At 66.9% G+C, this 24418-nt stretch carries 24 protein-coding genes and 1 pseudogene; 17 read left to right on the top strand and 8 right to left on the bottom strand.

Going from position 1 to position 24418, the window contains the following annotated elements; translation table 11 throughout:
• Positions 1-102 precede the first annotated feature (102 nt).
• The 12 genes from HT579_06715 (at position 103) to HT579_06660 (ending at position 13912) form a co-directional block, all read left to right on the top strand.
• Positions 103-3165: a pilus assembly protein gene (locus HT579_06715; protein ID QKS28639.1), complete on the top strand. Its 3063-nt coding sequence runs from the start codon at positions 103-105 to the stop codon at positions 3163-3165.
• 81 nt (positions 3166-3246) lie between these two features.
• Positions 3247-3843 carry a hypothetical protein gene (locus tag HT579_06710; protein QKS28638.1) on the top strand — a complete coding sequence of 199 codons (597 nt, stop codon included), beginning with the start codon at positions 3247-3249 and terminating at the stop codon, positions 3841-3843.
• Positions 3844-3846: 3 nt separating this feature from the next.
• On the top strand, positions 3847-4665 hold the full coding sequence (truA, locus tag HT579_06705; protein ID QKS28637.1) for a tRNA pseudouridine(38-40) synthase TruA: 819 nt from the start codon (positions 3847-3849) through the stop codon (positions 4663-4665).
• Positions 4662-5309, top strand: a complete 648-nt coding sequence (locus HT579_06700) for a phosphoribosylanthranilate isomerase (protein ID QKS28636.1) — start codon at positions 4662-4664, stop codon at positions 5307-5309. The genes truA and HT579_06700 overlap by 4 nt, the downstream gene beginning before the upstream one ends.
• A gap of 152 nt (positions 5310-5461) precedes the next feature.
• Complete coding sequence (gene trpB, locus HT579_06695) at positions 5462-6667, top strand: tryptophan synthase subunit beta (protein QKS28635.1); 1206 nt, start codon at positions 5462-5464, stop codon at positions 6665-6667.
• Positions 6668-6669: 2 nt separating this feature from the next.
• A complete protein-coding gene (locus HT579_06690) occupies positions 6670-7491 on the top strand; it encodes a tryptophan synthase subunit alpha (GenBank protein QKS28634.1) in 822 nt (273 codons plus the stop codon).
• Entirely contained in the window at positions 7491-8372 is an 882-nt protein-coding gene (locus HT579_06685) for an acetyl-CoA carboxylase carboxyltransferase subunit beta (protein ID QKS31541.1), read from the top strand. Before HT579_06690 ends, HT579_06685 begins: the two co-directional genes overlap by 1 nt.
• A gap of 43 nt (positions 8373-8415) precedes the next feature.
• On the top strand, positions 8416-9708 hold the full coding sequence (gene folC / locus HT579_06680) for a bifunctional tetrahydrofolate synthase/dihydrofolate synthase (protein ID QKS31540.1): 1293 nt from the start codon (positions 8416-8418) through the stop codon (positions 9706-9708).
• A gap of 27 nt (positions 9709-9735) precedes the next feature.
• Complete coding sequence (locus tag HT579_06675; GenBank protein ID QKS28633.1) at positions 9736-10704, top strand: SPOR domain-containing protein; 969 nt, start codon at positions 9736-9738, stop codon at positions 10702-10704.
• On the top strand, positions 10701-11189 hold the full coding sequence (locus HT579_06670; protein QKS28632.1) for a CvpA family protein: 489 nt from the start codon (positions 10701-10703) through the stop codon (positions 11187-11189). The genes HT579_06675 and HT579_06670 overlap by 4 nt, the downstream gene beginning before the upstream one ends.
• Before the next feature lie 9 nt (positions 11190-11198).
• Positions 11199-12725, top strand: coding sequence for an amidophosphoribosyltransferase (gene purF / locus HT579_06665; protein ID QKS28631.1), 1527 nt, complete (start codon positions 11199-11201; stop codon positions 12723-12725).
• 5 nt (positions 12726-12730) lie between these two features.
• Complete coding sequence (locus tag HT579_06660) at positions 12731-13912, top strand: O-succinylhomoserine sulfhydrylase (protein ID QKS28630.1); 1182 nt, start codon at positions 12731-12733, stop codon at positions 13910-13912.
• Between the two features lie 110 nt (positions 13913-14022).
• Here the strand turns inward: HT579_06660 and HT579_06655 are convergent.
• The 3 genes and pseudogenes from HT579_06655 to HT579_06645 form a co-directional block, all read right to left on the bottom strand.
• Positions 14023-14214: pseudogene (locus HT579_06655) on the bottom strand (hypothetical protein).
• A 40-nt stretch (positions 14215-14254) separates the two neighbouring features.
• Positions 14255-15106: a peptidoglycan DD-metalloendopeptidase family protein gene (locus tag HT579_06650; GenBank protein ID QKS28629.1), complete on the bottom strand. Its 852-nt coding sequence runs from the start codon at positions 15104-15106 to the stop codon at positions 14255-14257.
• A 65-nt stretch (positions 15107-15171) separates the two neighbouring features.
• Positions 15172-16035: a neutral zinc metallopeptidase gene (locus tag HT579_06645; protein QKS28628.1), complete on the bottom strand. Its 864-nt coding sequence runs from the start codon at positions 16033-16035 to the stop codon at positions 15172-15174.
• A 306-nt stretch (positions 16036-16341) separates the two neighbouring features.
• On the opposite strand from HT579_06645, the gene HT579_06640 reads away from it, so the two are divergent.
• Together HT579_06640 and HT579_06635 are read left to right on the top strand one after the other, a co-directional pair.
• Positions 16342-17307: an inorganic phosphate transporter gene (locus HT579_06640; protein QKS28627.1), complete on the top strand. Its 966-nt coding sequence runs from the start codon at positions 16342-16344 to the stop codon at positions 17305-17307.
• A gap of 94 nt (positions 17308-17401) precedes the next feature.
• Entirely contained in the window at positions 17402-18055 is a 654-nt protein-coding gene (locus HT579_06635; GenBank protein ID QKS28626.1) for a DUF47 family protein, read from the top strand.
• A gap of 295 nt (positions 18056-18350) precedes the next feature.
• Here HT579_06635 and HT579_06630 read toward each other — a convergent pair whose 3' ends face one another.
• From HT579_06630 to HT579_06620, 3 genes are read right to left on the bottom strand one after another with little or no spacing between them, the layout of a single operon-like run.
• On the bottom strand, positions 18351-18824 hold the full coding sequence (locus tag HT579_06630; protein QKS28625.1) for a hypothetical protein: 474 nt from the start codon (positions 18822-18824) through the stop codon (positions 18351-18353).
• Between the two features lie 49 nt (positions 18825-18873).
• Positions 18874-19500: an SCO family protein gene (locus HT579_06625; protein QKS28624.1), complete on the bottom strand. Its 627-nt coding sequence runs from the start codon at positions 19498-19500 to the stop codon at positions 18874-18876.
• Positions 19497-19868, bottom strand: coding sequence for a hypothetical protein (locus HT579_06620; protein QKS28623.1), 372 nt, complete (start codon positions 19866-19868; stop codon positions 19497-19499). The genes HT579_06625 and HT579_06620 overlap by 4 nt, the downstream gene beginning before the upstream one ends.
• Positions 19869-20065: 197 nt before the next feature.
• Here HT579_06620 and HT579_06615 point away from each other — a divergent pair, with 197 nt between their 5' ends.
• Positions 20066-21256, top strand: a complete 1191-nt coding sequence (locus HT579_06615; protein QKS28622.1) for a class I SAM-dependent methyltransferase — start codon at positions 20066-20068, stop codon at positions 21254-21256.
• Positions 21257-21394: 138 nt separating this feature from the next.
• On the opposite strand, the gene msrA is transcribed toward HT579_06615, so the two are convergent.
• Together msrA and msrB are read right to left on the bottom strand one after the other, a co-directional pair.
• Entirely contained in the window at positions 21395-22000 is a 606-nt protein-coding gene (gene msrA, locus HT579_06610) for a peptide-methionine (S)-S-oxide reductase MsrA (protein QKS28621.1), read from the bottom strand.
• Positions 21997-22503 carry a peptide-methionine (R)-S-oxide reductase MsrB gene (gene msrB / locus HT579_06605; GenBank protein QKS28620.1) on the bottom strand — a complete coding sequence of 169 codons (507 nt, stop codon included), beginning with the start codon at positions 22501-22503 and terminating at the stop codon, positions 21997-21999. Before msrB ends, msrA begins: the two co-directional genes overlap by 4 nt.
• A 392-nt stretch (positions 22504-22895) precedes the next feature.
• Here msrB and HT579_06600 point away from each other — a divergent pair, with 392 nt between their 5' ends.
• Both HT579_06600 and HT579_06595 read left to right on the top strand, forming a co-directional pair.
• Positions 22896-23351, top strand: a complete 456-nt coding sequence (locus HT579_06600) for a transcriptional repressor (GenBank protein QKS28619.1) — start codon at positions 22896-22898, stop codon at positions 23349-23351.
• Positions 23348-24412, top strand: coding sequence for a GTP-binding protein (locus tag HT579_06595; protein QKS28618.1), 1065 nt, complete (start codon positions 23348-23350; stop codon positions 24410-24412). Before HT579_06600 ends, HT579_06595 begins: the two co-directional genes overlap by 4 nt.
• The last annotated feature ends 6 nt before the right edge of the window (positions 24413-24418 follow it).

The raw sequence follows: 24418 nt of genomic DNA, 5'->3' as shown, positions 1-24418 counted from the left end.
AACCGCGGGATACCGGCACAGGCTCAGAAACACGTTTGGCTTGCATGGCTAACTTCATGATGTTATTTTAATAATTCCGATCTGGAAGCTCAGGGTGGCGCCGTGGCCAAAAAACTGAATCACACAGCACCAAAGCTCAGACTGCGGACTTCCGTCTGCGCCGTCGCTTCTTCGCTGGCGCTCGCCGCTTTCCCGCTGCCCGGCCATGCCGCCGGGCTCGGCAAGCTGACGGTCTTCTCGGGACTCGGGCAGCCACTGCGCGCCGAGTTGGAAGTCTTTGCCAGCCGCGAGGAACTGGCCGGGCTGAAGGCGCAGGTCGCGTCACCGGAAGCGTTCAAGCAGGCTGGGGTGGAGTACACGGCGATCCTCTCGGGTCTCGCCCTGAGCGTCGACAAGCGCCCGAACGGCCAGGCCGTGATCCGGCTGACGTCGGCGCGACCGATCAACGAGCCCTTCGTCGACGTGCTCGTCGAACTCAACTGGCCGACTGGCCGCCTCCTCCGCGAGTACACGTTCCTGCTCGATCCGCCGGAATTCGCCGCGCGCTCGGCGCCGGCGCCGAGCGTTGCGCGACCGATCGTCGCGGCGACGCCGCCAGCCGAAAGCCGGCCAGCCGAAGAACGGGCGCCGCGACCACCACGGCAACGTGCCAGCGAACAGCGACCCCCGGCCGGCGACGGCGGGGCAACCTACGAGGTCAAGCGCGGCGAGACGCTGAGTCAGATCGCGCGCGAACTCAAGCCGGAGGGGGTGTCGCTCGACCAGATGCTGCTGGGGCTTTTCCGGGCCAATCCGGATGCCTTCGACCAAGGCAACATCAACCGCCTGCGAGCGGGCAAGGTTCTTTCGGTGCCGGATCGGGCGGCGCTCGAGACGATCCCGAACGCTGAGGCGAAGACCGTCATCGTTGCCCAGTCGGCCGACTGGGGAGCTTACCGCAAGAAGCTCGGCGCCGCCGCGGCAGACGCGCCGGCGCGCGAGGAAGGTCCACGGCAGCAGGCGGCCGGCCGAGTCAGCACGCGGGTCGAGGACAAGGCGGCGGGACCGGTCGAGCCACGGGATCAACTCAAGGTTTCGAGGACCGAACCCGCGGATGCCAAACTGCAGCCGGCGCCGAAGCGTGGCGATGAAGATCTGATCGCCAAGGAAAAGGCCCTCCGGGATGCCAACGAACGGCTGGCGAGCCTCGAACGGAACGTTGCCGAACTGCAGCGCCTGCTCGAAATGAAGAGCCAGACACTGGCGGATCTCGAGCGTCAGTCTGCCGGCAAAGCGGCAGCGACGCCGCCGACCACACAGCCGCCAGCGGCCACGGTGGGCGGCGCCGCGGCGCCATCGCCAGCAGCCCCGGTGGTCGCTGCGGCCCCCGCAGCAGCGCCGACGCCCACCCCCGTTGCGGCAGCGCCCGCAGCGGCGCCCGCGAGCCAGCCAGCCGAGTCTGGGGTCCCGGCGCCGCCACCGCGGGCCGAAGCCCCGCCACCGGCGCCGGTTGCGGAAGCAGCCAAGCCGGCCGAGCCACCGCCGGTCAAGCCGGCCCCGCCGCCGCCACCACCAGTCGTGGAGGAACCGGGCTTCTTCGCCGATCTCCTGGGCAGCCCGGCGACGCTCGCCGGCGGTGGCGGCATCGTGGCGCTGCTGGCCGCCTACTGGTTCTTCAAGCGCCGTCGCGAAGGCTCGGGAGAAACGACGCTGGCGACACCCAGCACATTGACACCGTTCAGCGAGAGCGTGGCCGACAAATCGATCTTCCGCAACACCGGCGGACAGAATGTCGACACTTCGCACTCGATCGGACAGACTGATTTCAGCCAGGCTGGTCCGGGCAGCATCGACACCGACGAAGTCGACCCCGTTGCCGAGGCCGATGTCTATATGGCTTACGGGCGCGATGCCCAAGCCGAGGAGATCCTGCTCGAAGCAAAGCAGAAGGACCCCGGGCGCCACGCCATCCATCTCAAGCTGCTGGAGATCTACCTGACCCGGGCGGATGCAAAGCCCTTTCTGACGCAGGCACAGGAGTTCTTCGCGGCGACTGGCGGCGCCGGTCCGGAGTGGGAGAAGGCTGCCGGCATGGGACGGCAGCTGATGCCGGACAACCCGCTGTTCGGTCAGCCGGGAACGGGAGAGGAAACGGCAAGCATGCCGCCCCAACCGGCACCGGCCACCGCTGGCGGCGCAGGAGCCGCGGCGGCACCCGAATCCCTCGAGGATACGCTCACCAGACCAGGCCAGCTGGCAGGGATGGTGGCTGCCGTTGGCGCTGCAGCAACGACAACCGCTGCTGCGACAGCCAGCCGCGAGGAACAGCCCGCAACGCAGGCAATGGGCGCCGGCCTCGAGGAACTCGACTTCGACCTCGGCGCGAGCGGTACCGCTTTGGCCGGACAGCGCGATGTCGGCGAAGCGGCCCTCGAGACGACGCTGGCTTTCGCCAACCCACAGCACGAACAAACGCTCGATTTCGACCTCGAAACGTCGCTGCCAAAGGACGCGTTCCCGGCCGACGAGGAGCACCAGACTGCCCGCCTGATTGACGACGCGAGTTCGCTCGAGGTCACCATGCTGGTCGCGCCGGAGGCCCGGGCAGGCGACCGGACGGACGACAACCGCCCCGAGTTCGAGTTTGATCTCAGCGAACCGGCGGCGGACGAAACCGCTTGGAACGTGGCGACCGAGCCGCAGGCTGGGTTGGGCGAAGGGCTCGCAGACGCTGCCGACAGTGCCGAAGCGCTGGAATTCGATGTCCGCCTCACCGAGTCGACCGTGCTCGGCGAGGCGATGCAGGCCCAGGCCTTCGACATGTCCTCGATCTCCCTCGATCTCGGACAGCCGGAGACCCTTACCGCCGGAGCGACGCCGTCCATGATCGGCGCGCTCGACTTCTCGTTCGAAGCGGACCAGGCCGATACGGTGGTCAATCCCGACTTTGCCTCAGACCAGACCGATACCGAGGTCAACCCGGCCTTTGGCGAGGCGACGGCGTTGGCCGACCAGATCGAGATCAGCTCCAGTGAGGAAGTGGCAACGAAACTCGACCTCGCCAGGGCCTATCAGGACATGGGCGATGCCGAAGGAGCGCGCGAGTTGCTGCAGGAGGTCGTCAACGAAGGTGATGCGACGCAGCGGCAGGCTGCCCTGGCCCTCCTCTCGGCACTGCGCGAATAACAGAAGAGCAACCGGAGCCCCGTCGACCGCGCCGCTGCAGTCCCCGCGCCGAGGCCGGTGCAGCAGCGGCCGAGCAGCCACATGCATCCCAGTACACTCATTGCCGCCTGGCTCTTCGTGGTGGTCGCCGTCCAGCTTCTGGCGGCGGAAATGCTGCTTGCCGCGCTGCTCCTGCTGCCGTTGTGCGGCACAGTGGCGTTGCGCCGCTGGCTGCAACTCGTCTGGCGTGCCCGCTGGCTGCTTGGTTCGTTGCTGCTCATCCTGGCCTGGGGCACCGCTGGCGATGCCGTCTGGGACTTCCCCCTCGCGCCCAGCACGCAGGGCCTGCGCGACGCCGGCACCCATGCCGGGCGACTGGTGCTGCTGCTGATGGCGGTCGTCGTCCTGCGCCAACACCTGCCGCTTCCCGAGCTGCTGAGCGGATTCTACCGGCTGCTCGCGCCATTGCGCCGCTGCAGGGTCGATGTCGACCGGGCGCTCGTCCGTTTGCTGCTGGTGCTCGACATGCTCGACCGCCTGCCGCGGCCGGCCGACTGGCGCGCCCTGCTCGCCGCGCCTGCGAGCGGCCAAACGCAGGTTCTGGAACTCAGCGATCGCAGCCTGTCCCGCCGCGACCACCTGCTCATGGCGCTGCTGCTGATCAGCCTGCCGGCGCTGGTTGCGCTCGCGGCGGCCTGAGGAATGCGGATCGCGCTGGCGGTCGAATATGAGGGCAGCGGATTCCGCGGCTGGCAGCAGCAACCGGGCGGAGGAACGGTGCAGGATGCGCTGCAGGAGGCACTGCAACGGTTCGCCCAGGTTCCGCTGCACGTCGTCTGCGCCGGGCGTACCGATGCTGGCGTCCATGCGCTGGGACAGGTGGTCCATTTCGACACCGGCCTCGAACGGTCGATGCATTCCTGGGTGCGCGGCGCCAACAGCTTCCTGCCGGCGGCAGTTGCCGTTCGCTGGGCGCAGCGGGTTGGCGGCGACTTTCACGCCCGTTCGTCAGCCTCTTCCCGGCATTATCGCTACCTCCTGCTCAACCGGATGCACCGCTCCGGAACGTGGCACGGGCGGGTGGGTTGGTACCATCACCCGCTCGACCTCCAACGAATGCAGGAGGCCGCCATGCTGCTGCTCGGCGAACAGGACTTTTCCGCCTTTCGCGCAGCCGAGTGCCAGGCGATCTCGCCGGTGAAGACCATGCAGCGTGCGGACATCCGCCGCCACGGCGACCTCGTCGTCCTCGATTTCGTCGCCACTGCCTTCCTGCACCACATGGTGCGCAACCTGGTCGGCAGTCTGGTGGTCATTGGCCAGGGCAGACGCCGCCCGCAGTGGATCGGCGAACTGCTCGCAAGTCGCGACCGGCGCCTTGCGGCGCCAACCTTTCCCGCCGCCGGCCTCTACCTGGTCGCCGTAAACTATCCGGCGCGCTGGGGTCTGCCCGCTGCCGAGGCCAGCGACTTCCTCTCGCTGCTGCCGGCTGCCGGCCCAACTGCAACTGCGACGCCATGAACCCGCGCATCAAGATCTGCGGCCTCACCCGTGCGCACGACCTGCAGCAGGCGGTGCAAGCGGGCGCGGATGCGCTTGGACTGGTCTTCTACCCGCCGAGTCCTCGCTACGTCGACCCGTCGACGGCCGCTCGCCTGGCCAGCGAGGTGCCGCCCTTCGTCTGTGTCGTCGGGCTGTTCGTCAATGCCGAGCCGCAGACGGTACGCGCAACGCTGGCGACGGTCCCGCTGCACCTGCTGCAGTTTCATGGTGACGAGGACGAGGCCTACTGCCGCCAGTTCGACCGTCCGTATGTCAAGGCGGCGCGCGTCCGACCGGGGCTCGATTTGCTACAATACGCGTCGTCTTTCCCGTCGGCACAGGCCATCCTGCTCGACGCCTTCGTCGACGGCTACGGCGGCGGCGGCAGGGTCTTCGACTGGTCACTGGTGCCGGCAGCCCTTGGCAAGCCTCTGATTCTCTCCGGTGGCCTGGATGTGGACAATGTCGGCGAAGCGGTCCGCCGCCTGCGGCCTGCCGCGGTCGACGTGTCGTCGGGGGTCGAGGCGAGCAAGGGAATCAAGGATGCCGACAAGATGCGCGCCTTCGTCGCGGCGGTGCGCGCGGCAGGATCATCCGCCGGTACCGGCAGCAGGACATCGTAAGGGGGTTGTGCATGCGCAGGAACACTGGTGGCAGGACGCGGACACGCTGGCGTTACCACCTGGCCAAACATACCTGAGGCGACATACGCCTGCCGTTTCTCGACTGATGCCGTCCCGGCATCCCGCTGCAACACGTCGCGAGGAGTATGTTGATGGCTGTGCATGACCCTGATTTGCCCGACGCCGCAGGCCACTTCGGCCCTTACGGCGGCGTCTTCGTCGCCGAGACGCTGATCGCGGCGCTCGACGAGCTGCGCGAGGCGTACGCTGCCGCGCAGCGCGACCCGCAGTTTCTTGCCGAGTTCGAGCACGACCTGCAGCACTACGTCGGCCGGCCGAGCCCGCTCTACCACGCCAGACGCTGGTCGGAGCGTATTGGTGGGGCGCAGATCTACCTCAAGCGCGAGGACCTCAACCACACCGGCGCGCACAAGATCAACAACTGCATCGGCCAGGCGCTGCTCGCCCGGCGCATGCACAAGCCACGCGTCATTGCCGAAACGGGGGCCGGTCAGCACGGCGTGGCGACGGCCACCGTTGCCGCACGCTTCGGCCTGGAGTGCGTCGTCTACATGGGTGCCGAGGACATCCGGCGGCAGGCGGCGAACGTCTATCGCATGAAGCTCCTCGGAGCGACGGTGGTGCCGGTCGACAGCGGCTCGCGAACGCTCAAGGATGCCCTGAACGAAGCGATGCGCGACTGGGTCACTCGCGTCGCGGACACTTTCTACATCATTGGCACGGTCGCGGGTCCGCACCCGTACCCGATGATGGTGCGTGACTTCCAGTCGGTGATCGGCCGTGAATGCATCCGGCAGATGCAGGAGCAATGCGGACGTCAGCCCGACGCGGTGATCGCCTGCGTCGGCGGCGGCTCGAATGCGATGGGGATCTTCCACCCCTACCTGCCGGTTGCCGGCGTGCGTCTGATCGGCGTCGAAGCGGCGGGCGAGGGGATCACCAGCGGACGCCATGCCGCTTCACTCACCGCCGGGCGGCCCGGCGTGCTGCACGGCAACCGCACCTATCTGCTGCAGGACGAGAACGGCCAGATCATGGAGACGCACTCGGTGTCTGCCGGTCTCGACTACCCCGGTGTCGGGCCCGAACACGCCTGGCTGAAGGACAGCGGCCGCGCGGACTATGTTGGCGTCACCGACGCCGAAGCGCTGCAGGCTTTTCACGATCTCTGCCGCATCGAAGGCATCATGCCGGCGCTCGAGTCGAGCCATGCGCTCGCCTACGCCAGCAGACTGGCGCCGTCGCTGGCGCGGGATGCCATCCTGCTGGTGAATCTTTCTGGTCGTGGGGACAAGGACATGCACACCGTTGCCGACAAGTCGGGAATCAGGTTCTGACCATGGGCAGGATCTCGCAAGCTTTCGCGCGTCTGCAAGGTGAAGGCCGCAAGGCGCTGATCCCGTTCATCACCGCCGGCGACCCCGACCCTGCGTTGACCGTCCCCTTGCTGCGCACGCTGGTGCGCGCTGGCGCCGACGTCATCGAGCTTGGTGTTCCCTTCTCGGATCCGATGGCCGACGGCCCGACGATCCAGCGTGCATCCGAACGCGCGCTGGCGAAGGGCGTCAGCCTGCGCCAGGTTCTGTCACTGGTCGCCACCTTCCGCGCCGAGGACCCGAAGACGCCGCTCGTTCTCATGGGCTATGCCAACCCGATCGAGGCCATGGGCGTCGAGGCCTTTGCCGCCACCGCCGCGGCTGCCGGGGTCGATGGCGTGCTGGTGGTCGATTACCCGCCGGAGGAGAGCGCCGCCTTCGCCGACGCCCTGCAGCGGCACGCGATGGACCCGATCTTCCTGCTGGCGCCGACTTCGAGCGATGCGCGCATCGCGCAGGTGGGCGCCCTCGCCAGTGGCTACATCTACTACGTCTCGTTGAAGGGCGTCACCGGATCGGCGACGCTCGACGTCGCTGCGGTTGCCGAGCGCATTCCCGAAATCCGGGCACGCACCGGCGTACCGGTCGGCGTCGGCTTCGGCATTCGCGATGCAGCGACCGCGGCTGCCGTCGCCCTGATCGCCGATGCGGTCGTCGTCGGCAGCCGCCTGATCGAGGAGATCGAGCAATCGGCAGCGACAGCCGCCTGCGACAAGGTCTTCAACCTGCTGCATGGCATTCGTCAAGCGATCGATGCCGCAGCACCTGCCGCCGGAGAAGGATGATGGGCTGGCTGAACAAACTGCTGCCACCGAAGATCAAGCGCAACGACAGCGGCGTTGCCCGCAGATCCTCGCTGCCCGAGGGTCTGTGGAGCAAGTGTCCGGGCTGCGAGGCCGTCCTCTACGCCAGTGACCTGGCGAAGAACCGCAACGTCTGCCCGAAATGCGGTCACCACAAGCGGCTCGAGGCACGCGCGCGGATCGACCTGCTGCTGGACACCGAGGGGCGCTCGGAGATCGCCGCCGAAGTGCTGCCGGTCGATTCACTCGGATTCAAGGACAGCCGCGCCTACCCCGACCGTCTGCAGGATGCGACGGCGGCGACCGGCGAGACCGACGCACTGGTGGTCATGCGCGGCACGATCCGGAAGCTGCCGGCGGTCGTTGCCGCTTTCGAGTTCGATTTCATGGGCGGCTCGATGGGCTCGGTGCTCGGTGAACGCTTCGTGCGCGGCGTCCAGGCGGCCGTCGACAACAACGAGGCCTTCATCTGCGTCACCGCATCGGGCGGCGCGCGCATGCAGGAGGGACTGTTCTCGCTGCTGCAGATGGCCAAGACGACGGCGATCCTGACGCGTCTTGCGCAGGCGAAGCTGCCTTTCATCTCGATTCTCGCCGACCCGACAATGGGCGGAGTCTCGGCCTCCTTCGCCTTCATCGGCGATATCGTCATTGCCGAACCAGGCGCGCTGGTCGGCTTTGCCGGACCGCGGGTGATCGAACAGACGGTGCGGGAGACCCTGCCGGACGGTTTTCAGCGTTCGGAGTTCCTCCTCGACAAGGGCGCCATCGACATGATCGTCGATCGCCGGGAAATGAAGGACCGCGTTGCGAGCCTGCTGGCGCTGCTGCAGAAGCAGCCGGCAGCAGACGCGCCGGGATGACGTGAGCGGCGGCGGCTACCGCCCGGCGAGGGCCGACCAGGGGCTGCTCGCCTGTCGCGTGCTGGAACCCTGGCTGGCACACCTCGAGCGACTCCACCCGCGCGGCCAAGCGGGGATCGAACTGGGCCTCGAGCGGGTCCAGCGCGTCGGCCAGGAGCTGTCGCAGGACCGGCAGTGCCCGCTGATCATCGTCGGCGGAACCAACGGCAAGGGGTCGACCTGCGCCTATCTTGAAGCGATCTACAGTCTCGCCGGCTACCGCGTCGGCTGTTACACCTCGCCACACCTGCTGTGCTACAACGAACGCATCCGCGTCGACCGGCGGCCGGCGGGCGATGCCCTGATCTGTGCCGCCTTCGCCCGGATCGAGGCGGCGCGCCAGGCTGCCGGCGACGTGCCGCTGACCTACTTCGAATTCGGCACGCTGGCGGCGATGGAAGTCTTCATCGCGCAACAGGTCGAGGTGTTGATCCTCGAAGTGGGATTGGGTGGCCGGCTGGATGCGGTCAATGCCTACATGCCCGATTGTGCCGTCGTCTGCAGCATCGCGCTCGACCATACCGACTGGCTGGGCAGCGACCGCGAGGCGATCGGCTTCGAGAAGGCCGGCATCTTTCGCCCCGGCAGACCGGCTTTCTGTGCCGATCCCGAGCCGCCGCAGTCGCTGCTGGCACACGCCGAGGCGATCGCTGCGGACCTGCAGGTGCTCGGCCGCGATTTCGGCTACTTCGGGGATTCGTTGCAGTGGACCTTCTGGGGCCGCGACGGGCTGCGCCGCGCCGGCCTCGCACCACCGGCCCTGCGGGGCGCTGGCCAGTTGCGGAACGCGGCGGTCGCGCTGGCAGTCGTCGAGTCGCTGCGACCGCGACTGCCGGTCGGCATGCAGGCGGTGCGGCGCGGCCTCGTCGAAACCGAACTGCCGGGACGCTTCCAGGTCCTCCCCGGACGGCCGACAGTCGTTCTCGACGTGGCACACAATCCGCAGGCGGTCAGCGGCTTGGCAGAAAGACTCGCCGAGCTGCCGTTCGCCGCGCAGACGATCGCCGTCGTCGGCATGCTTGCCGACAAGGACATCGCCGGCTCGCTGGCTCCGCTCGCCGGTCGTGTCGATCACTGGCTGCTGGCCGACCTCGATGGCGCGCGCGGCGCCTCGGCAAAGACGCTGGCAGCCGCCGTGCGGCAGCGCGCGCTCGGCGGCGAGGTCGAATGCCTGGCTTCAGTGGCCAGCGCCTTCCAGCGTTCTGCCGAGCTGGCTGGCGAAAATGATAGAATCCTAGTCTTTGGATCGTTCTACACGGTCGCGGCCGTCATGCGGAACAGGCGTGACGGTCGTTGATCGACGCCAGTGGACTCCCGGATAGCGATGACTGAAACACCTGACCCGCAACTGCAACTGAAGAAACGGGCTCGTCGCCGCCTCGTCGGAGCCATCGCCTTCGCCGGCTTGGCTGCGGTCGTCCTGCCGGTCGTCATGGACCAGGAACCAAGGCAGCAGCCGCAGGAAGTGCCGATTCGCATCCCCGGCCAGGACCAGCCACCCTTCCAGCCCAAGCTGGCGGCACGCGAGGAAGCGGCGACGGTCGCCGCCGAGAAGGCGGCCACGGTCGTCGAGAAGACGCCAGCGGCTGCCGCTGACCCGGCGCACAAGGAAGCCGTGCCGCCGCCAGCCCGCGCCGCCGGCACGGCAGCGCCGGCTGGCACCGCTGAAGCGAAGGCCGCCAAACCGGCCGAAAGGACGCCGGAAAAGGTCGAGGAAAGGAAGACGGCCAAAGCGGTTGAGAAGCCACCGGAAAAGAGCGCAGAAAAGAAGGTGCCCAAGCCGGCCGACAAGACACCGGAGAAGCCACCCGCCAAGGCCGCAGACAGGCCCGTCGAAAAAGCGCCCGAGAAGCCAGCCGCCAAGGCGGCCGAGAAGAGCGGCGAGAAGAAGGCTGACAAGCCGGTCGCGGACAGGAGCACTGACAAGGCACCGCCGAAGAAGGTGGACAAACCCCTCGAAACGGCGGCCGACGACGGCGGCGGCAAGCCGACAGGCGACGAATCCGCAACCGCCGGCAGCCACACGGGCAAGCCGCCAGCCACGCCACCGGCCAAGTCGAGCGGCCAGCAGGTGATCGTCATCGGTGCCTTTGCCAACCCCGACAACGCCAGGCAACTGCAGAGCAAGATCAGCGCCGCCGGCGTCAGCACCTACACCGAGGTTCTGGAGACACCCGACGGCAAGAAGACGCGCGTCAGGGCAGGCCCCTTTCCGAACCGTGAGGCTGCCGAAAAGGCGCTCGACAAGCTGAAGGCGATCGGCGTCAGTGGAGTCGTCGCCGGCCGGCAATGACAGTCTTCGACTACCTGGTCCTGATCATCGTCGCCGCCTCGCTCCTGCTGGGACTGTGGCGCGGCATCGTCGGCGAGATCATCGCTCTGGTCGCCTGGATCGTCGCCTTCCTCGCTGCGAGATGGTGGGGCGCCGAGGCTGCCCGACTCTTCGTCGCCATCGAGGATCCGACGCTGCGCCTCGTCGCCGGCTGGATCGCCGTGGGGCTGGCGGTTCTCGTCGGCATGGCGCTGCTCCGGCTGGCAGTCCGCGGCCTCATCAAGGCGTTGGGAATGACTTTGAGCGACCGCCTCCTCGGCGTCATCTTCGGCGTTGCCAGGGGTCTGGTGATCGTCATGATCCTCGTTGCCGTTGGTGGCATGACGGCACTGCCGAAGGAGAGATGGTGGAGCGAGGCGTACTTTTCCGCCCCGCTCGAGACGGCAGTCCTCGCCAGCAAGCCGTGGTTACCGTCCGACGTCGCAAAACGAATCAGGTTTGGCTAGGAACAGACTATGTGCGGAATACTCGGAGTGGTCGCAACGACGCCGGTCAACCAGCTGCTCTATGATGGACTGATGGTCCTGCAACACCGCGGCCAGGACGCTGCCGGCATCGTCACCGCCGAGGAAGGCGCCTTTCACATGCACAAGGGAGCAGGGCTGGTGCGCGATGTCTTTCGCACGCGCAACATGCGTGCCCTGCCCGGCATGATGGGAATCGCCCATTGTCGCTACCCGACCGCCGGCTCGGCCTTCGATTCGGCGCTGTCGCAACCGTTCTACGTGAACTCGCCCTTCGGCATCGTCCTTGGCCACAACGGCAACCTGACCAATGCCGAACAGCTCAAGGAGGAGATGTTCCGTCAGGATCTGCGGCACATCAACACCAGTTCCGACTCCGAGGTCCTGCTCAACATCCTGGCACACGAATTGCAGGCGACCGCCGGCGGCTGCCGTCTCGATCCCGCCACCATCTTTGCCGCAGTGGCCGCGGTTCATCGCCGCTGCCGCGGTGCCTACGCCGTGGTGGCGATGATCGCCGGCCACGGCATGCTCGCCTTTCGCGATCCTTGCGGAATCCGGCCGCTGATCTTCGGCACCAACGAGACTCCGGGCGGGATCGAGTTCCTCTTCGCCTCCGAATCGGTGGCGCTCGACACCCTCGGCTTCCAGGTGCTGCGTGACGTCGCTCCCGGCGAGGCGATCTTCATCGACCTCGAGCATCGCCTGCACCAGCGCCAGTGTGCCAGCAATCCGGTCCTCTCGCCGTGCATCTTCGAGTTCGTCTATCTCGCCCGCCCGGACTCGGTCATCGACGGCGTCTCGGTCTATGAGGCGCGTCTGCGGATGGGCGAGCGACTCGCCGACAAGCTGCTGCGGCACATCCCGGTCGGACAGATCGATGTCGTCATTCCGATCCCGGACTCGAGCCGGCCATCGGCGATGCAACTGGCACAGCGGATCGGCGTTCCCTACCGCGAGGGATTCGTCAAGAACCGCTACATCGGCCGCACCTTCATCATGCCCGGGCAGGCAACCCGCAAACGGTCGGTACGCCAGAAGCTCAATACGGTGGCGCAGGAGTTCAAGGGCAAGCGCGTCCTGCTGGTCGATGATTCGATCGTCCGCGGTACCACCAGCCGCGAGATCGTCGAAATGGCGCGGGCTGCCGGCGCCCTGCGCGTCTACTTCGCCTCCGCCTCGCCGCCGGTGCGCTACCCCAACGTCTATGGCATCGACATGCCGACACGCGGCGAACTGATTGCCACCGGTCGCACCGGAGAGGAAATCGGTCACGAGATCGGCGCCGACGCGCTGGTCTATCAGGATCTCGAGGCACTCAGGGCCTCGATCAACGACCTCAGACCGGCACTGCGCGACTTCGACACCTCATGCTTCGACGGCCGCTACGTCACCGGCGATGTCACCCCGGAGTACCTGACGGCCCTGGAGACGGCCAGGGAGGGGAATCGCATCACCAGCAAGGAAGAACGCTGGGCGACACGCCAGCTCCAGCTCAATCTGATGTCTGCAGGCTGAGGAAGATGAAGACCACTCCCGACTACGCGCCCGAAACGCTGGCCGTGCGCGCCGGCCAGGAACGCAGCCAGTTCAACGAGCACAGCGAAGCGCTCTACCTGACTTCGAGCTTCGTCTTCACCAGCGCCGCGCAGGCGGCAGCACGCTTTGCGGGTGAGGAACCGGGCAACGTGTACTCGCGCTTCACCAATCCGACGGTCAGCGCCTTCCAGGATCGCCTGGCCGCGCTCGAAGGAGCCGAGGACTGCATCGCCACTGCCTCGGGGATGTCGGCGATCCTGTCGCTGGTCATGGCGGTGTGCAGCAGCGGCGATCACATCGTCGCCTCGAACGGGCTGTTCGGCGCGACGCAGCAGTTGCTCGGTACGATCATGCCCCGCTTCGGCATCCAGACCAGCTTCGTCCCGCAGACCGACGCCGCAGCGTGGCAGGCGGCGATGCGGCCGGAGACGAAGCTCCTGTTTCTTGAAACACCGTCGAACCCGCTCACCGAGATCGCCGACATTGCGGCGCTGGCGACGATCGCCCATGCACGCGGCGTTCTGCTGGCGGTCGACAACTGTTTCTGTACGCCGGTCCTGCAGCGACCGCTCGATCTCGGCGCCGATCTCGTCGTCCATTCGGCCACCAAGTTCCTCGATGGCCAGGGGCGGGTTCTCGGCGGCGCAGTCGCCGGGCCGCGGGTGCTGACCGACGAGGTCTTCCGCTTCCTGCGCACGGCCGGCCCCTCCCTGTCCGCGTTCAACGCCTGGGTTCTGCTCAAGGGGCTGGAGACGCTGCAACTGCGGCTGACGGCGCAGTCGGCCAGGGCGCTCGAGATGGCACGCTGGCTCGAGGACCATCCGCAGGTGACACGAGTCCATTATCCCGGCCTGCCTTCGCATCCGCAGCATGCCCTCGCCCGGCAGCAGCAGAAGAGTGGCGGCGCGGTCGTTTCGTTCGCCGTCAGGGGAGGGCGCGCGGAAGCCTGGAAGGTCGTCGACAGTTGCCGGCTGCTGTCGATTACCGCCAACCTCGGCGATACCAAGACGACGCTGACGCACCCGGCATCGACGACGCACGGCCGCATCAGCCCGGAACAGCGGGCGGCAGCGGGAATCGGCGAGGATCTGCTGCGAATCGCGGTCGGACTAGAGGCAGTCAGCGACCTGCAGCACGACCTCGACCGCGGCCTGGCGTTGATCTAGCCGCGGCCGCCGCCAGCATTTTCCTGGCGACGCTGTCGCCGCGCCAGATCGACACGCTCACTGGCCGCCTTGCGCAGCGCATCCTTGGCCACATCGGGCATCATCGAGTAGGTCATCAGGCTCGATCCGATGCACACCAGCCAGAAGAGCAGGAAACCCGTCGAATAGGTCGCCATCGCTGACCACTCGACTCGCTGGCCGAGCAGGTACAACTGCGCCGGATCGATCAGCGTGAAGAAGATGGCCTCGGCGATTCCCGCCGCAATGAAGGCCGGCCAGAGAACCCAGATCACCAGTCGCATGTGTTCCTCCAGAAAGTTTTCGGCAAGACGCGCCGCACGCTCAGCGCCGGTTGCCGCGCGCGGCAAGGAAGAGCTGCGGGTCGACGAGAGCGCCGTTGAGCACGACGCCCCAGTGCAGATGCGGCCCGGTCGCCCGGCCGCTCATTCCAACCAGCCCCAGGCGCTGGCCCTTGACCACCGCGTCTCCGGCCTGCACGTCGACGCGATCGAGGTGACAGTAGACGCTCAACAGCCCGTTGCCGTGATCGACGAAGACGGTCCTGCCGTTGAAGAAGTAGTCGCCGCTGGCGAGGACGATCCCGTGGGCATTGGCGCGGACGGGCGAACCACGCGCCGCCGCGATGTCGAAGCCGGCGTGCGGCGACCGTGCTGCACCGTTGAAGTAGCGGCGCAGACCGAAGCGTCCGGTCATCCTGCCCTCTGCCGGCACGATGAACTCCAGGTCGGTGTCGTCGGCGGCTCGCCAATGGCGCTGCAAGCGCCGGATCTCGGCGATCTCGGTCTCGGCCCGCGCCAGGTCCGCCGCCGACAGATCGACCTTGCTGCTGTCCTTGAGGGTGATGCGCTGTGCCGGATACTCCTTGGCGCCGACGTTGAATGCGACACGGGTGCTTGCAGCCGCCGCGCCCTCCCCTGCCGGCGATGCCGCGACCACAGCGGGCGGCGGCTGCACCAGCAGCTCATGTCGCCCGGGTGGCGTATCGAGCGCCAGGCCGACGACCGCGACCCACTCGCCGTCACGCCGCGCTACCAGCACGGGTTGCTCGCCGAACCACGCCCGTGGTGGCGCAGCCGTGCCGGTTGCCGGGCCGAGGGGAAGCAGTGCCACCCCACCGGGAACGCTGGCTGCTCGCGGCAGCGTTGCGCCTGCCGGCAAGGGGAGGAGCAACATCGCCACTGCAAGAATGGCGCCACGCAGGGCACAGGGGCCGCGGCGTGGTGGCGCCAGCCGCTGGCTCACAACGCCGCCGCGCTGAAGGTGTCGCACTGCCGGATGTCGCCGCTCTCCATGCCGCGCCTGAACCAGCGTACCCGCTGTTCCGAACTGCCATGGGTAAAGGACTCGGGAACGATCTGGCCCTGTGTCTGCCGCTGCAGGCGATCGTCGCCGATCGCCGAAGCGGCGTTCAGCGCCTGCTCGACGTCGCCCGGTTCGAGAATCCTGCTCCTGCTGTCGGCACGATGCGCCCAGACGCCGGCGAAACAGTCGGCCTGCAGTTCCAGCCGCACCGACAGCGCATTGGCGGCGGCCCGGTTGGCGCTGCGCTGCTGCGCCGCATGCACCTTGTCCGAGATGCCGAGCAGGTTCTGCACATGATGGCCCACCTCATGTGCAATGACGTAGGCCTGGGCAAATTCGCCCGGCGCCCGGAAGCGCTCGCGCAGGTCACGATAGAAGGCGAGGTCGATGTAGACCTTCTGATCGGCGGGGCAGTAGAAGGGGCCCATGGCCGACTTCCCGGTACCACATGCCGTCGGCGTCGCACCGGAGAACAGGACCAGCTTCGGTTCCTGGTAGCGACGGCCGGCGGCGGCGAAAACCTCATCCCAGGTCGTCTCGGTGCTGCCGAGGACCTTGGCGACGAAGGTCGCCATCTTGTCGCCGGCCGGTGGCGGCTGCGGCGCGCGGGCGGCCGACGGCGCGGGCGCACCGCCCGAGACCAGGCCAAGGATCACTGCCGGATCGACACCGAGGAAGTAGCCGGCGACCAGTGCGATCACCAGCGTGCCGACACCGACGGTGCCCCGCCCGATACCCGCTCCACCGGCGCTGCGCCGATCCTCGACGTTCTGACTCGCACTCTGGTCGTCAAGCCGCATGCCCGAACCCCTTCCACACGCCGAATGAATGTTCCATCAAATCAGTGCTCTCGAGACGTCAACCCGGCGCTCGCGCGGCAATGGCGCAGGCAGGACCAGTTGCCCAGGAGCGCCTGAAAGACTGAATGCTACCAGATCGACGGCGACCGCGGAGCCGGTGCGAGAACGCATGATTTACCCATTGCGACACTACAGAATCGCGGTCAGTCACTGAGAAACGTGGACAGTCTCGAGATTTCGTGCATAATCCGCGAACTTTTTACATGAAGCGGACCCTGCGGGCCGGCTTTCACAGGAAGGAGGGGTATGGAAACAATCTACTGGCTGGCGGTGGCGACGGTGGTGATCGTGCTGTTCTTCGATTACACCAACGGTTTCCACGACGCGGCAAACATCGTTGCCACGGTGATCGCCTCGCGCGCGATGACGCCGATCCAGGCGGTCTGCATCGTCGGCTTCTTCGAGTTCATGGGTCCGTTGCTCGGCGGCACCGCCGTCGCCAACACGATCGGCAAGTTCGTCGACCTGTCGACGCTCGACAAGCAGACGGCGATCCTGATCCTGTTCTGCGGCCTGCTCGGGGCGATCGTCTGGAACCTCGCGACCTGGTGGCTCGGCATCCCTTCCTCTTCGTCGCACGCGCTCGTCGGCGGTGTTGCCGGTGCCGTCGTCGCCGCAGCCGGATCACAATTCGTCATCTGGGGCTGGACGCCACTGATGCAGGAAGGCAAGCTGCTCGGCGTGATGAAGGTGCTGGTGTCGCTCTTTGTCTCGCCTGTCCTCGGTTTCTGGGTCGGCTTCCTGATCCATCGCGCAGGGCGACGCCTGCTCGCGGGCGCCAAGCCGACGGCCAACGACAAGCTGCGCAAGATGCAGTTCGTCACCGCCGCCGGCCTCGCCTTCTCGCACGGCGCCAACGACGCGCAGAAGAGCATGGGCATGCTGACCCTGGTGCTGGTGCTCGGCGGCTTCATCCCGAAGTTCGAGGTACCGTTCTGGGTCATGCTCGCCTGCGCCATCGCCATCACCCTCGGCATCCTGTCCGGCGGCTGGCGGATCGTCCGTACGCTCGGCTTCGCCATCTACCGCGTTCGCCCGCTGCACGCCTTCGACTCGCAGCTCACCTCGGCGCTGCTGATCCTCTCCGCATCGTACGCCGGCGCGCCGGTGTCGACGACGCACGTCGTCGCCACCTCGATCATGGGCATCGGCTATTCCGAGCGGCCGCGCGCGGTGCGCTGGAAGAAGGCCAAGGACATCGGCAAGACCTGATTGTACACGATTCCCGCATCGGCAATCACCGCCATCGTCATTTACGCAATAGCCAAGATCATCGTCGGCTAAACCACCTGAGGAGATGAGAACCATGGATACCAACCCAAGCGAAGCCAACAAGCCGATCTTTCGCCGGCTCTACGAACGCGTCTTCCCGACCGTCGCCGACTTCTTCGGCATGCTCGGCGAACAGAGCACCAACGCCGCCGAGACCACCCGCCTGCTCGTCGAGTTCATGGAGACCGGTGACGTGGCGGTCAGCCAGCGCGTCCGGGCCGACGAGCACGAGGCAGACCGGGTCAAGGCGAGCAACCTCGGCGTTCTCAACGAGGCCTTCTCGACGCCGATCGACCGCGAGGACATCCACGCCGCGATCATGACGCTCGACGACATCGTCAATTACTGCAAGTCGACGGTGGTCGAGATGGATGTCCTTGGACTGACGCCCGACAAGCACAGCCTGGAAATGGCGATGCACCTGCGCGAGGGTGCCGAAGCCCTGGCACGCGGATTTGGCCGTCTCGGAACCGATCCGGCAGCCGCCGGTGGCGATGCGGCGGCGGCGCGCAAGGCAGAGCGCACCGTCGAGAAAGCCTATCGTCGCGCGATCGCCGAACTATTCCAGGGCGACGACTACCTGCACATGTTCAAGCGGCGCGAGACCTATCGCCACCTGTCGAATGCGGCCGACCGCGTCTCCGATGCCGCCGCTGCGCTCGACAACATCGTCGTCAAGCTGTGCTGAGAACCACCGCCACAATCGGGGTTGTATTTTCCCGCCGACGGACCTACAGCGGGTGTGCCGATGTCGGCAGCAACCAGGAGACGCTCATGAGGAAACTTGCCGCCGGCCTGATGGCCCTGGCGCTGTCGCTGTCGAGTGCAACTGCGGTCGCCTGCTCGGCCGAGAAGGCCAAGGATGGGCAGACCGAGATGAGCACTCCGGCGAAGCCGAAGAGCTGACTGGTCGGCGACCGCAACACGCGCGGCGCGCGCCCTCCGGGGTCCGCGCCGCGTTTTCGTGTCTGGCCGGCGGACTCTCAGTCACAGCTTGCCACGCACCGCCGGCGGCCGTCCTGACAGTCGCCATCGCCTTCGACGCGGCACTGCAGCCGTGAGCGGTGGGCGAAGACGAGTCCCTCACCGTAGTCGCAGGCCACCCGGCTGATCTGGCCCCGCCGTGACACCGCGATGCGCACCGCCCGCGCCAAGTGCAGGCGGGCGGGAGTCGCGTCGCAGGAGACGTAGGCGCTGAAGGCGCCGTCCGCCGATTCCCACTGCGCCACGTTCTTCGCTTTCCGATACTCCTCGTAGTCGGCACACAAAGCGGCATCGTGCTGGTAGATGCGGCGATTGTCACTGCAGAAGCCGTCGAAGGTATAACGCAGTTCGGCCTCGCCGGGACAGTTGCCGACCTGGACGGCAGCCGCCAGATCGGGACAGGACAGTCGCTCGCCAGCCGACGCAGCAAATGCGGGAAGCAGAAGGAGCATGGCGAGGGGTCCTCGTTTCATCGGGGAGAGTCTCCAGTAACCGGGATCGGATGCAGAAAGGGGTACCGACCTACCTGGTCGGCGACGACTGGCGCTGCGGCCCCGGTCGCTGCTGGCTCGCGCCCATGACCGCGCGGATCTGTCCGACGATCTCGGCCGCCGGCATGGCGTAGGCGAAGCGGCGCAGGTAGCGGCCATCGGCCCCGAGCAGGAACATCCCCACCGAATGGTCGACGGCGTACTGATCGGCAGGCGCGCCGGGCTCACGCACCTGTTCGTAGCGTACTCCGAAGTGGTCGGCGGCACGCCGGACGAGGGCAGGCGATCCGCCGAGACCGATGATCCGCGGATCGAAGAAGCGAACATAGCTGCGCAGCATGCTCGCCGTGTCGCGCTCCGGGTCGACGGTAATGAAGATCGCCTGCAGGCGATCGGCGTCGGGACCGAGCGCTGCGAGGACCGCCGCCATCTCGGCCAGCGTCGTCGGACAGACATCCGGGCAGAAGGTGTAGCCGAAGGAAATCAGTTGCAGGCGGCCCGGAAAATCCTCGTTGCTGACCGCCCGCCCGTTGGCATCCATCAGGAGATAGCGCGCCGGCAATCCGGCCTGGGCGCCTGCCGCCACATCATCCGCCACCGCCGACTGCCCGCAGACGGCGAACGCGAAGCACAACGCGATTCGGAGGCTCCGGCTCATCGGGTAACAGGCGTCTGCGTCGCCGTCTCTCCGACCGGCAGCAGTGACTGCAGGCGCAGGGACAGTTCGTCCAGCCGGGAGCTGAACTCGGCGGCCGACGGACAGGCCGTCAGGTCGCCACCCTGGGCAAGGAAGGCCTCGCTGGTTCGTTCTTCGAACACCTCGCCATAGCGACGAGTCCTCGGCGCATGCCGGATCATCAGCGTCTTCGCCTGGCTGGCAGTGCCCATCTGGCTGCAGGCCAGCGCCTGGCCATTCAGTCGACCGAGATCACCGATCGCCGCCAGCACTGCGGCGACGCCGTCGGCGTCGGCTGCAGCCGGCCCCGCAAGAATGATCAGCAGGCTGAGCGGCAGGGTGCGCGACATGTCTCGGGAATGACTCGGCAGGTGGTCAGGGTGAGCCGATTATAGGCGTTGCCTGTGGGCCGTTGCGTTGATCGGGCTCAAAAAGCCTGCTGCCCGAACGCATGCTCTGGCGGCGGGCGGCGAAACAGGGCGTCGGCGGCCGCGGCAGTGGTGTAGACTGCGCGCCTCGCCACTGACCAGCACCGGGCAGCTTCCGCATGGCTCAACTCGTTCTCCTGCCGGGCAAGGATCGCCAGCTTGCCCGCCATCATCCGTGGATCTTTGCTGCCGCTGTCGACCGACTCGACGGTCGCGCCCGTGCCGGCGATACGGTCGAGGTCGTCGCCGCCAACGGGCGGCCGCTGGCCAAGGCAGCGTGGAGCCCCGAATCGAAGATCCGGGCCCGCGTGTGGACCTTCGACACGCAGGAGGTCGTCGATGACGCCTTCTTCAAGCGTCGCGTGCAGGCGGCGGTCGAACGTCGGCTGCTGCTGCCCGAGTTGCGCGAACAGGAAGGGCTGCGCCTGCTGCATGGCGAGTCCGACGGCCTGCCCGGCGTCATTGCCGATCGCTACGCCGATACCATCGTCCTGCAGTTGACCGCCACCGGCGCTGACAAGTGGCGACCCGCGCTGGTGCGTGCGCTGCAGCGGGCAACGGGCTGCGAGCGGATGTATGAGCGCTCGGATTCGGACGTCCGCCGCCTCGAGGGGCTGCTGCCCGTCGCCGGCTGGCTCGTTGGCGAGGCGCCGTCGACGCCCCTGAGCATCGTCGAGAACGGCGTTCGCATGCGGGTGGACATCGTTTCCGGCCACAAGACCGGTTTCTATCTCGACCAGCGCGACAACCGCCTTTTGGCGCGCCTGCTCGCCAGCGGGCGCCGAACGCTGAACTGTTTCTGCTACAGCGGCGGTTTCTCGTTGCAGGCACTCGCCGGCGGCGCCAGCGAGGTGCTGTCGATCGACTCTTCCGCACCGGCACTGGCGACGGCCACCGAAAACCTCGCACTCAACCGGCAACTCGATGCGAGCCGTGCCGAGTGGCGCGAGGCCGACGTCTTCAACGAACTGCGGCGGCTGAAGGCAAACGGCGAACGCTTCGACCTGATCATCCTCGATCCACCGAAGTTCGCCCCTTCGGCAGCGCATGCGGAGCGCGCCGCGCGCGCCTACCGCGACATCAACGTCTTCGGCTTCCGTCTGCTGCGCCCGGGCGGCCTGCTGATGAGCTACTCGTGCTCGGGTGGGATCAGTCGCGAGCACTTTCAGGAGATCGTCGCCGATGCGGCGATCACCGCTGGTCGCGAAGCACGCATCCTGCGCCGACTGACGGCACCCGCCGATCACCCGGTGGGATTGCACTTCAGCGAAGGCGAATATCTCAAGGGCCTTCTCTGTCAGGCAGACTGATGACTGGTGCAGTCATGCCCGCGAACCGGCGAGGACGCTGTCCGCGAGCGGGCGGTGCCAGCGATGGGCCTGCCAGGAGGGGGCGGCGGCGGCTCTGGGCGCGGCTCGCGGTGCGCCGTCGCAGCCGGTCGTCAGCGCTCAGCCATCGCCCCAGATTTGCCTGATCCGGGCATCGCGGCCACAGGAAAGCCGATAGTACGAGTAGCGCACGGCATTCTTCCGGTAGTAGTCCTGATGGTATTCCTCGGCCGGATAGAATACGGAGGCGGCGGCAATCTCGGTTTCTATTCGCGGCAGCTTGCCACTGGCCAACAGGGCGTCGCGACTGCCATGGGCAGCCTTCCGTTCGAAGTCGTCCTGCCAGTAGATGCCGCTGCGATACTGCGAGCCGACGTCGCAGAACTGCCGGTTCCTGACGGTCGGGTCGATGTGGCGCCAGAAGAAGTCGAGGAGTTGCACGTAGCTGATCCGCCGCGCGTCGTAGCTGACGCGCACCGCCTCGGTGTGACCGGTGCTTCCCGAACTCACCTGCTCGTAGGTCGGGTTGAGCGTTCGCCCGGCGGTGTAGCCCGACTCGACGGCGACGACTCCCGGCAACTTTTCGAAGTCCGCCTCGATGCACCAGAAGCAGCCACCCGCGAAGATCGCCGTGCGTACTTCGCCTGGCTTGCCGACAGCCGTATCGGCAGCGCCAACCGGAGTGGCGACGACAAACAACAGCGCAAGGAGGAAAGCATGCCTCATGTGCGCAGTTCGGGCAGTGGCTCGGCGCGCGGCACGAAGCGCAGCGCAACACCGTTGTTGCAGTAGCGCTTGCCGGTGGGCTTCGGACCATCGCCGAAAACGTGCCCATGATGCCCGCCGCAGCGGCTGCAGTGATATTCGGTGCGCGGGTAGATCAACCTGAAGTCGGTGCGGGTGGCGATAGCCCCGGCCAGAGGCTTCCAGAAGCTGGGCCAACCGGTGCCGCTCTCGTACTTCGCCGAGCTGTCGAAGAGCGGCAGATGACAGGCCGCACAAACGAAGGTGCCATCGCGCTTCTCGTCGTTCAAAGGACTCGTCCCGGCGCGTTCGGTGTCCTCTTCGAAGAGGACACGATAGGCGGCAAGCGACAACAGCGTGGCCCACTCGGCTTGCGACTTCTCGAGCCTACCGCCATCGGTGGTCGAGTTCGGGCCCGCGGTTCCCGCTGGGACGATGCCGATCGGCATGCGGCTCAACCATTTCAGTGTCTGACAACGATTCATGATTCTCTCCAACAGGACCAATCTGCTGACCGCAGCGGCACCCCCCGCACGGAGGCGCCGTCGCGCGCGATCAGCAAGCGCGTCGATCAGCCCGCGAGCAGCAGGGAAATCCGCTGCCCACCTTGCCGAACCACGCGCGTGGGCAGCCGTAGTTATCGGACAATGAAAGCGCGCCGACAGTTTCCGCCTCCTGCAACCGGTCGAATGAGGACATGCGCCACGGCGATGGCCGCCTGCATGAACCTGCCGCAGCTCCACAGCACGCTTTTCGCAACCCTTCGAACACCGATTCGTCGCCGAAGAGGACTGAAACTTACACCCAACCGCAGCGGGCGGCGGATCACCTGCAACAGAGTTGCAGGTGATCCGCCGCTGTGTTCTAATTCGTGACCATGAAGCCTGCTGCCAACCGGAGTGGCGAACAGCCGACCGACGCCGAGGGCGCGGCACTCCTGATTCGCCGGACCGGCGCGCGCGCCACGCCGGCGCGCGTTCGCGTCCTCCGCCTGTTGCGATCGGCACCAACCGCACTGACCCACCACGAGATCGAACAGGCGCTCGGTGACCTGGCCCTCGATCGCGTCACCCTCTATCGCGTCCTCGACTGGCTGGTTGCAAGCGGTCTGGCGCACAGGAATACCGATACGCAGCGCACGTTCCGCTTTTCCGCCGCCAGCAGCAGCGAACACGCTGCGCATACCCACTTCCGTTGTGACGCTTGTGGCCGCGTCTTCTGCCTCGACGCCGCTCCACCCGCAGCACCAAGCCTGCCGGAAGGCTTCTCGCTGTCGCGTATCGAACTCGATCTGCGCGGACGCTGCGCGCAGTGCACCGGCAAAGCGCAGTGACCGCCGCACTTTCGCCGGAGCGGGCGATCCCGGTGACGATCCTGACCGGCTTCCTGGGTGCCGGCAAGACCACACTCCTCAACCATCTCCTGCGACAACCCGCAATGGCCGATGCGGCCGTGTTGATCAACGAATTCGGTGAAGTCGCGATCGATCATCACCTGGTCGACAAGGTGGACGACAACGTGGTCGTTCTCGACTCGGGCTGTCTCTGCTGCAGTGTCCGCGGCGAACTCGCACGCAGCCTGCGCGATCTGTTCATGCGACGTCTGCGCCACGAGATCCCTGCCTTTTCGCGCGTCCTCATCGAAACCACCGGCCTCGCCGATCCGGCACCCGTGCTGTATACGCTGCTCGAGGACTTTTTCATCGCCGAGCGCTTCCGTATCGATGGAGTCGTCACCGCGGTCGACGCGACGCACGCCAGCCGCCAGCTCGGGCGCCATTTCGAGGCAGTGCGGCAGGTGACGATGGCCGATCGCCTGTTGCTGACCAAATGCGATCTGGCAGACCCGTCAACCATCGCCGCCCTGTCGCGGCGACTGCGACGGGCGAACCCGGCAGCACCGCAGATCGAGGTCGCGCATGGCTGCATCGATGCCGGGCAGGTACTTGGCTGCGGCCTCTACGACCCCGTCGGCAAGCCTGCCGATGTCCGGCGCTGGCTTGCCGAGGAAAAGGTCAAGGCCGAACAGGCTGCCTCGCAACACGACCTGCACGTGCATGACGTCAATCGCCATGACGCTCTGGTCCACTCCTTCGTCCTGCGCTTCGCCGAGCCTTTTGCCTGGGCGGACTTCACCGAGGCGATCGACGTCCTGCTCGCCACCTGTGGTGACCGCATCCTGCGCATCAAGGGCCTCGTTGCCGTCGTCGACGAGGTTGGGCCACGAGTCGTGCAGTGTGTGCAGCACATGCGCTATCCGGCAGCATCGCTGCCCGAGTGGCCGGATGACGACCGGCAAAGCAGGCTGGTGTTCATCGTCCGGGCGCTCGAGCGAAGCATCGTCGACCAGGCCTTCATCATGTTCTGCGGCACCGCGGCAACCGGCGAGACCTGAGGAGTG

The organism is Candidatus Accumulibacter similis (assembly GCA_013347225.1).
In the GTDB taxonomy this organism is placed as follows: Bacteria; Pseudomonadota; Gammaproteobacteria; order Burkholderiales; family Rhodocyclaceae; genus Accumulibacter; species Accumulibacter similis.
Note: the sequence above shows the minus strand (reverse complement) of the source record. Positions and strands in the feature narration are given on the sequence as shown.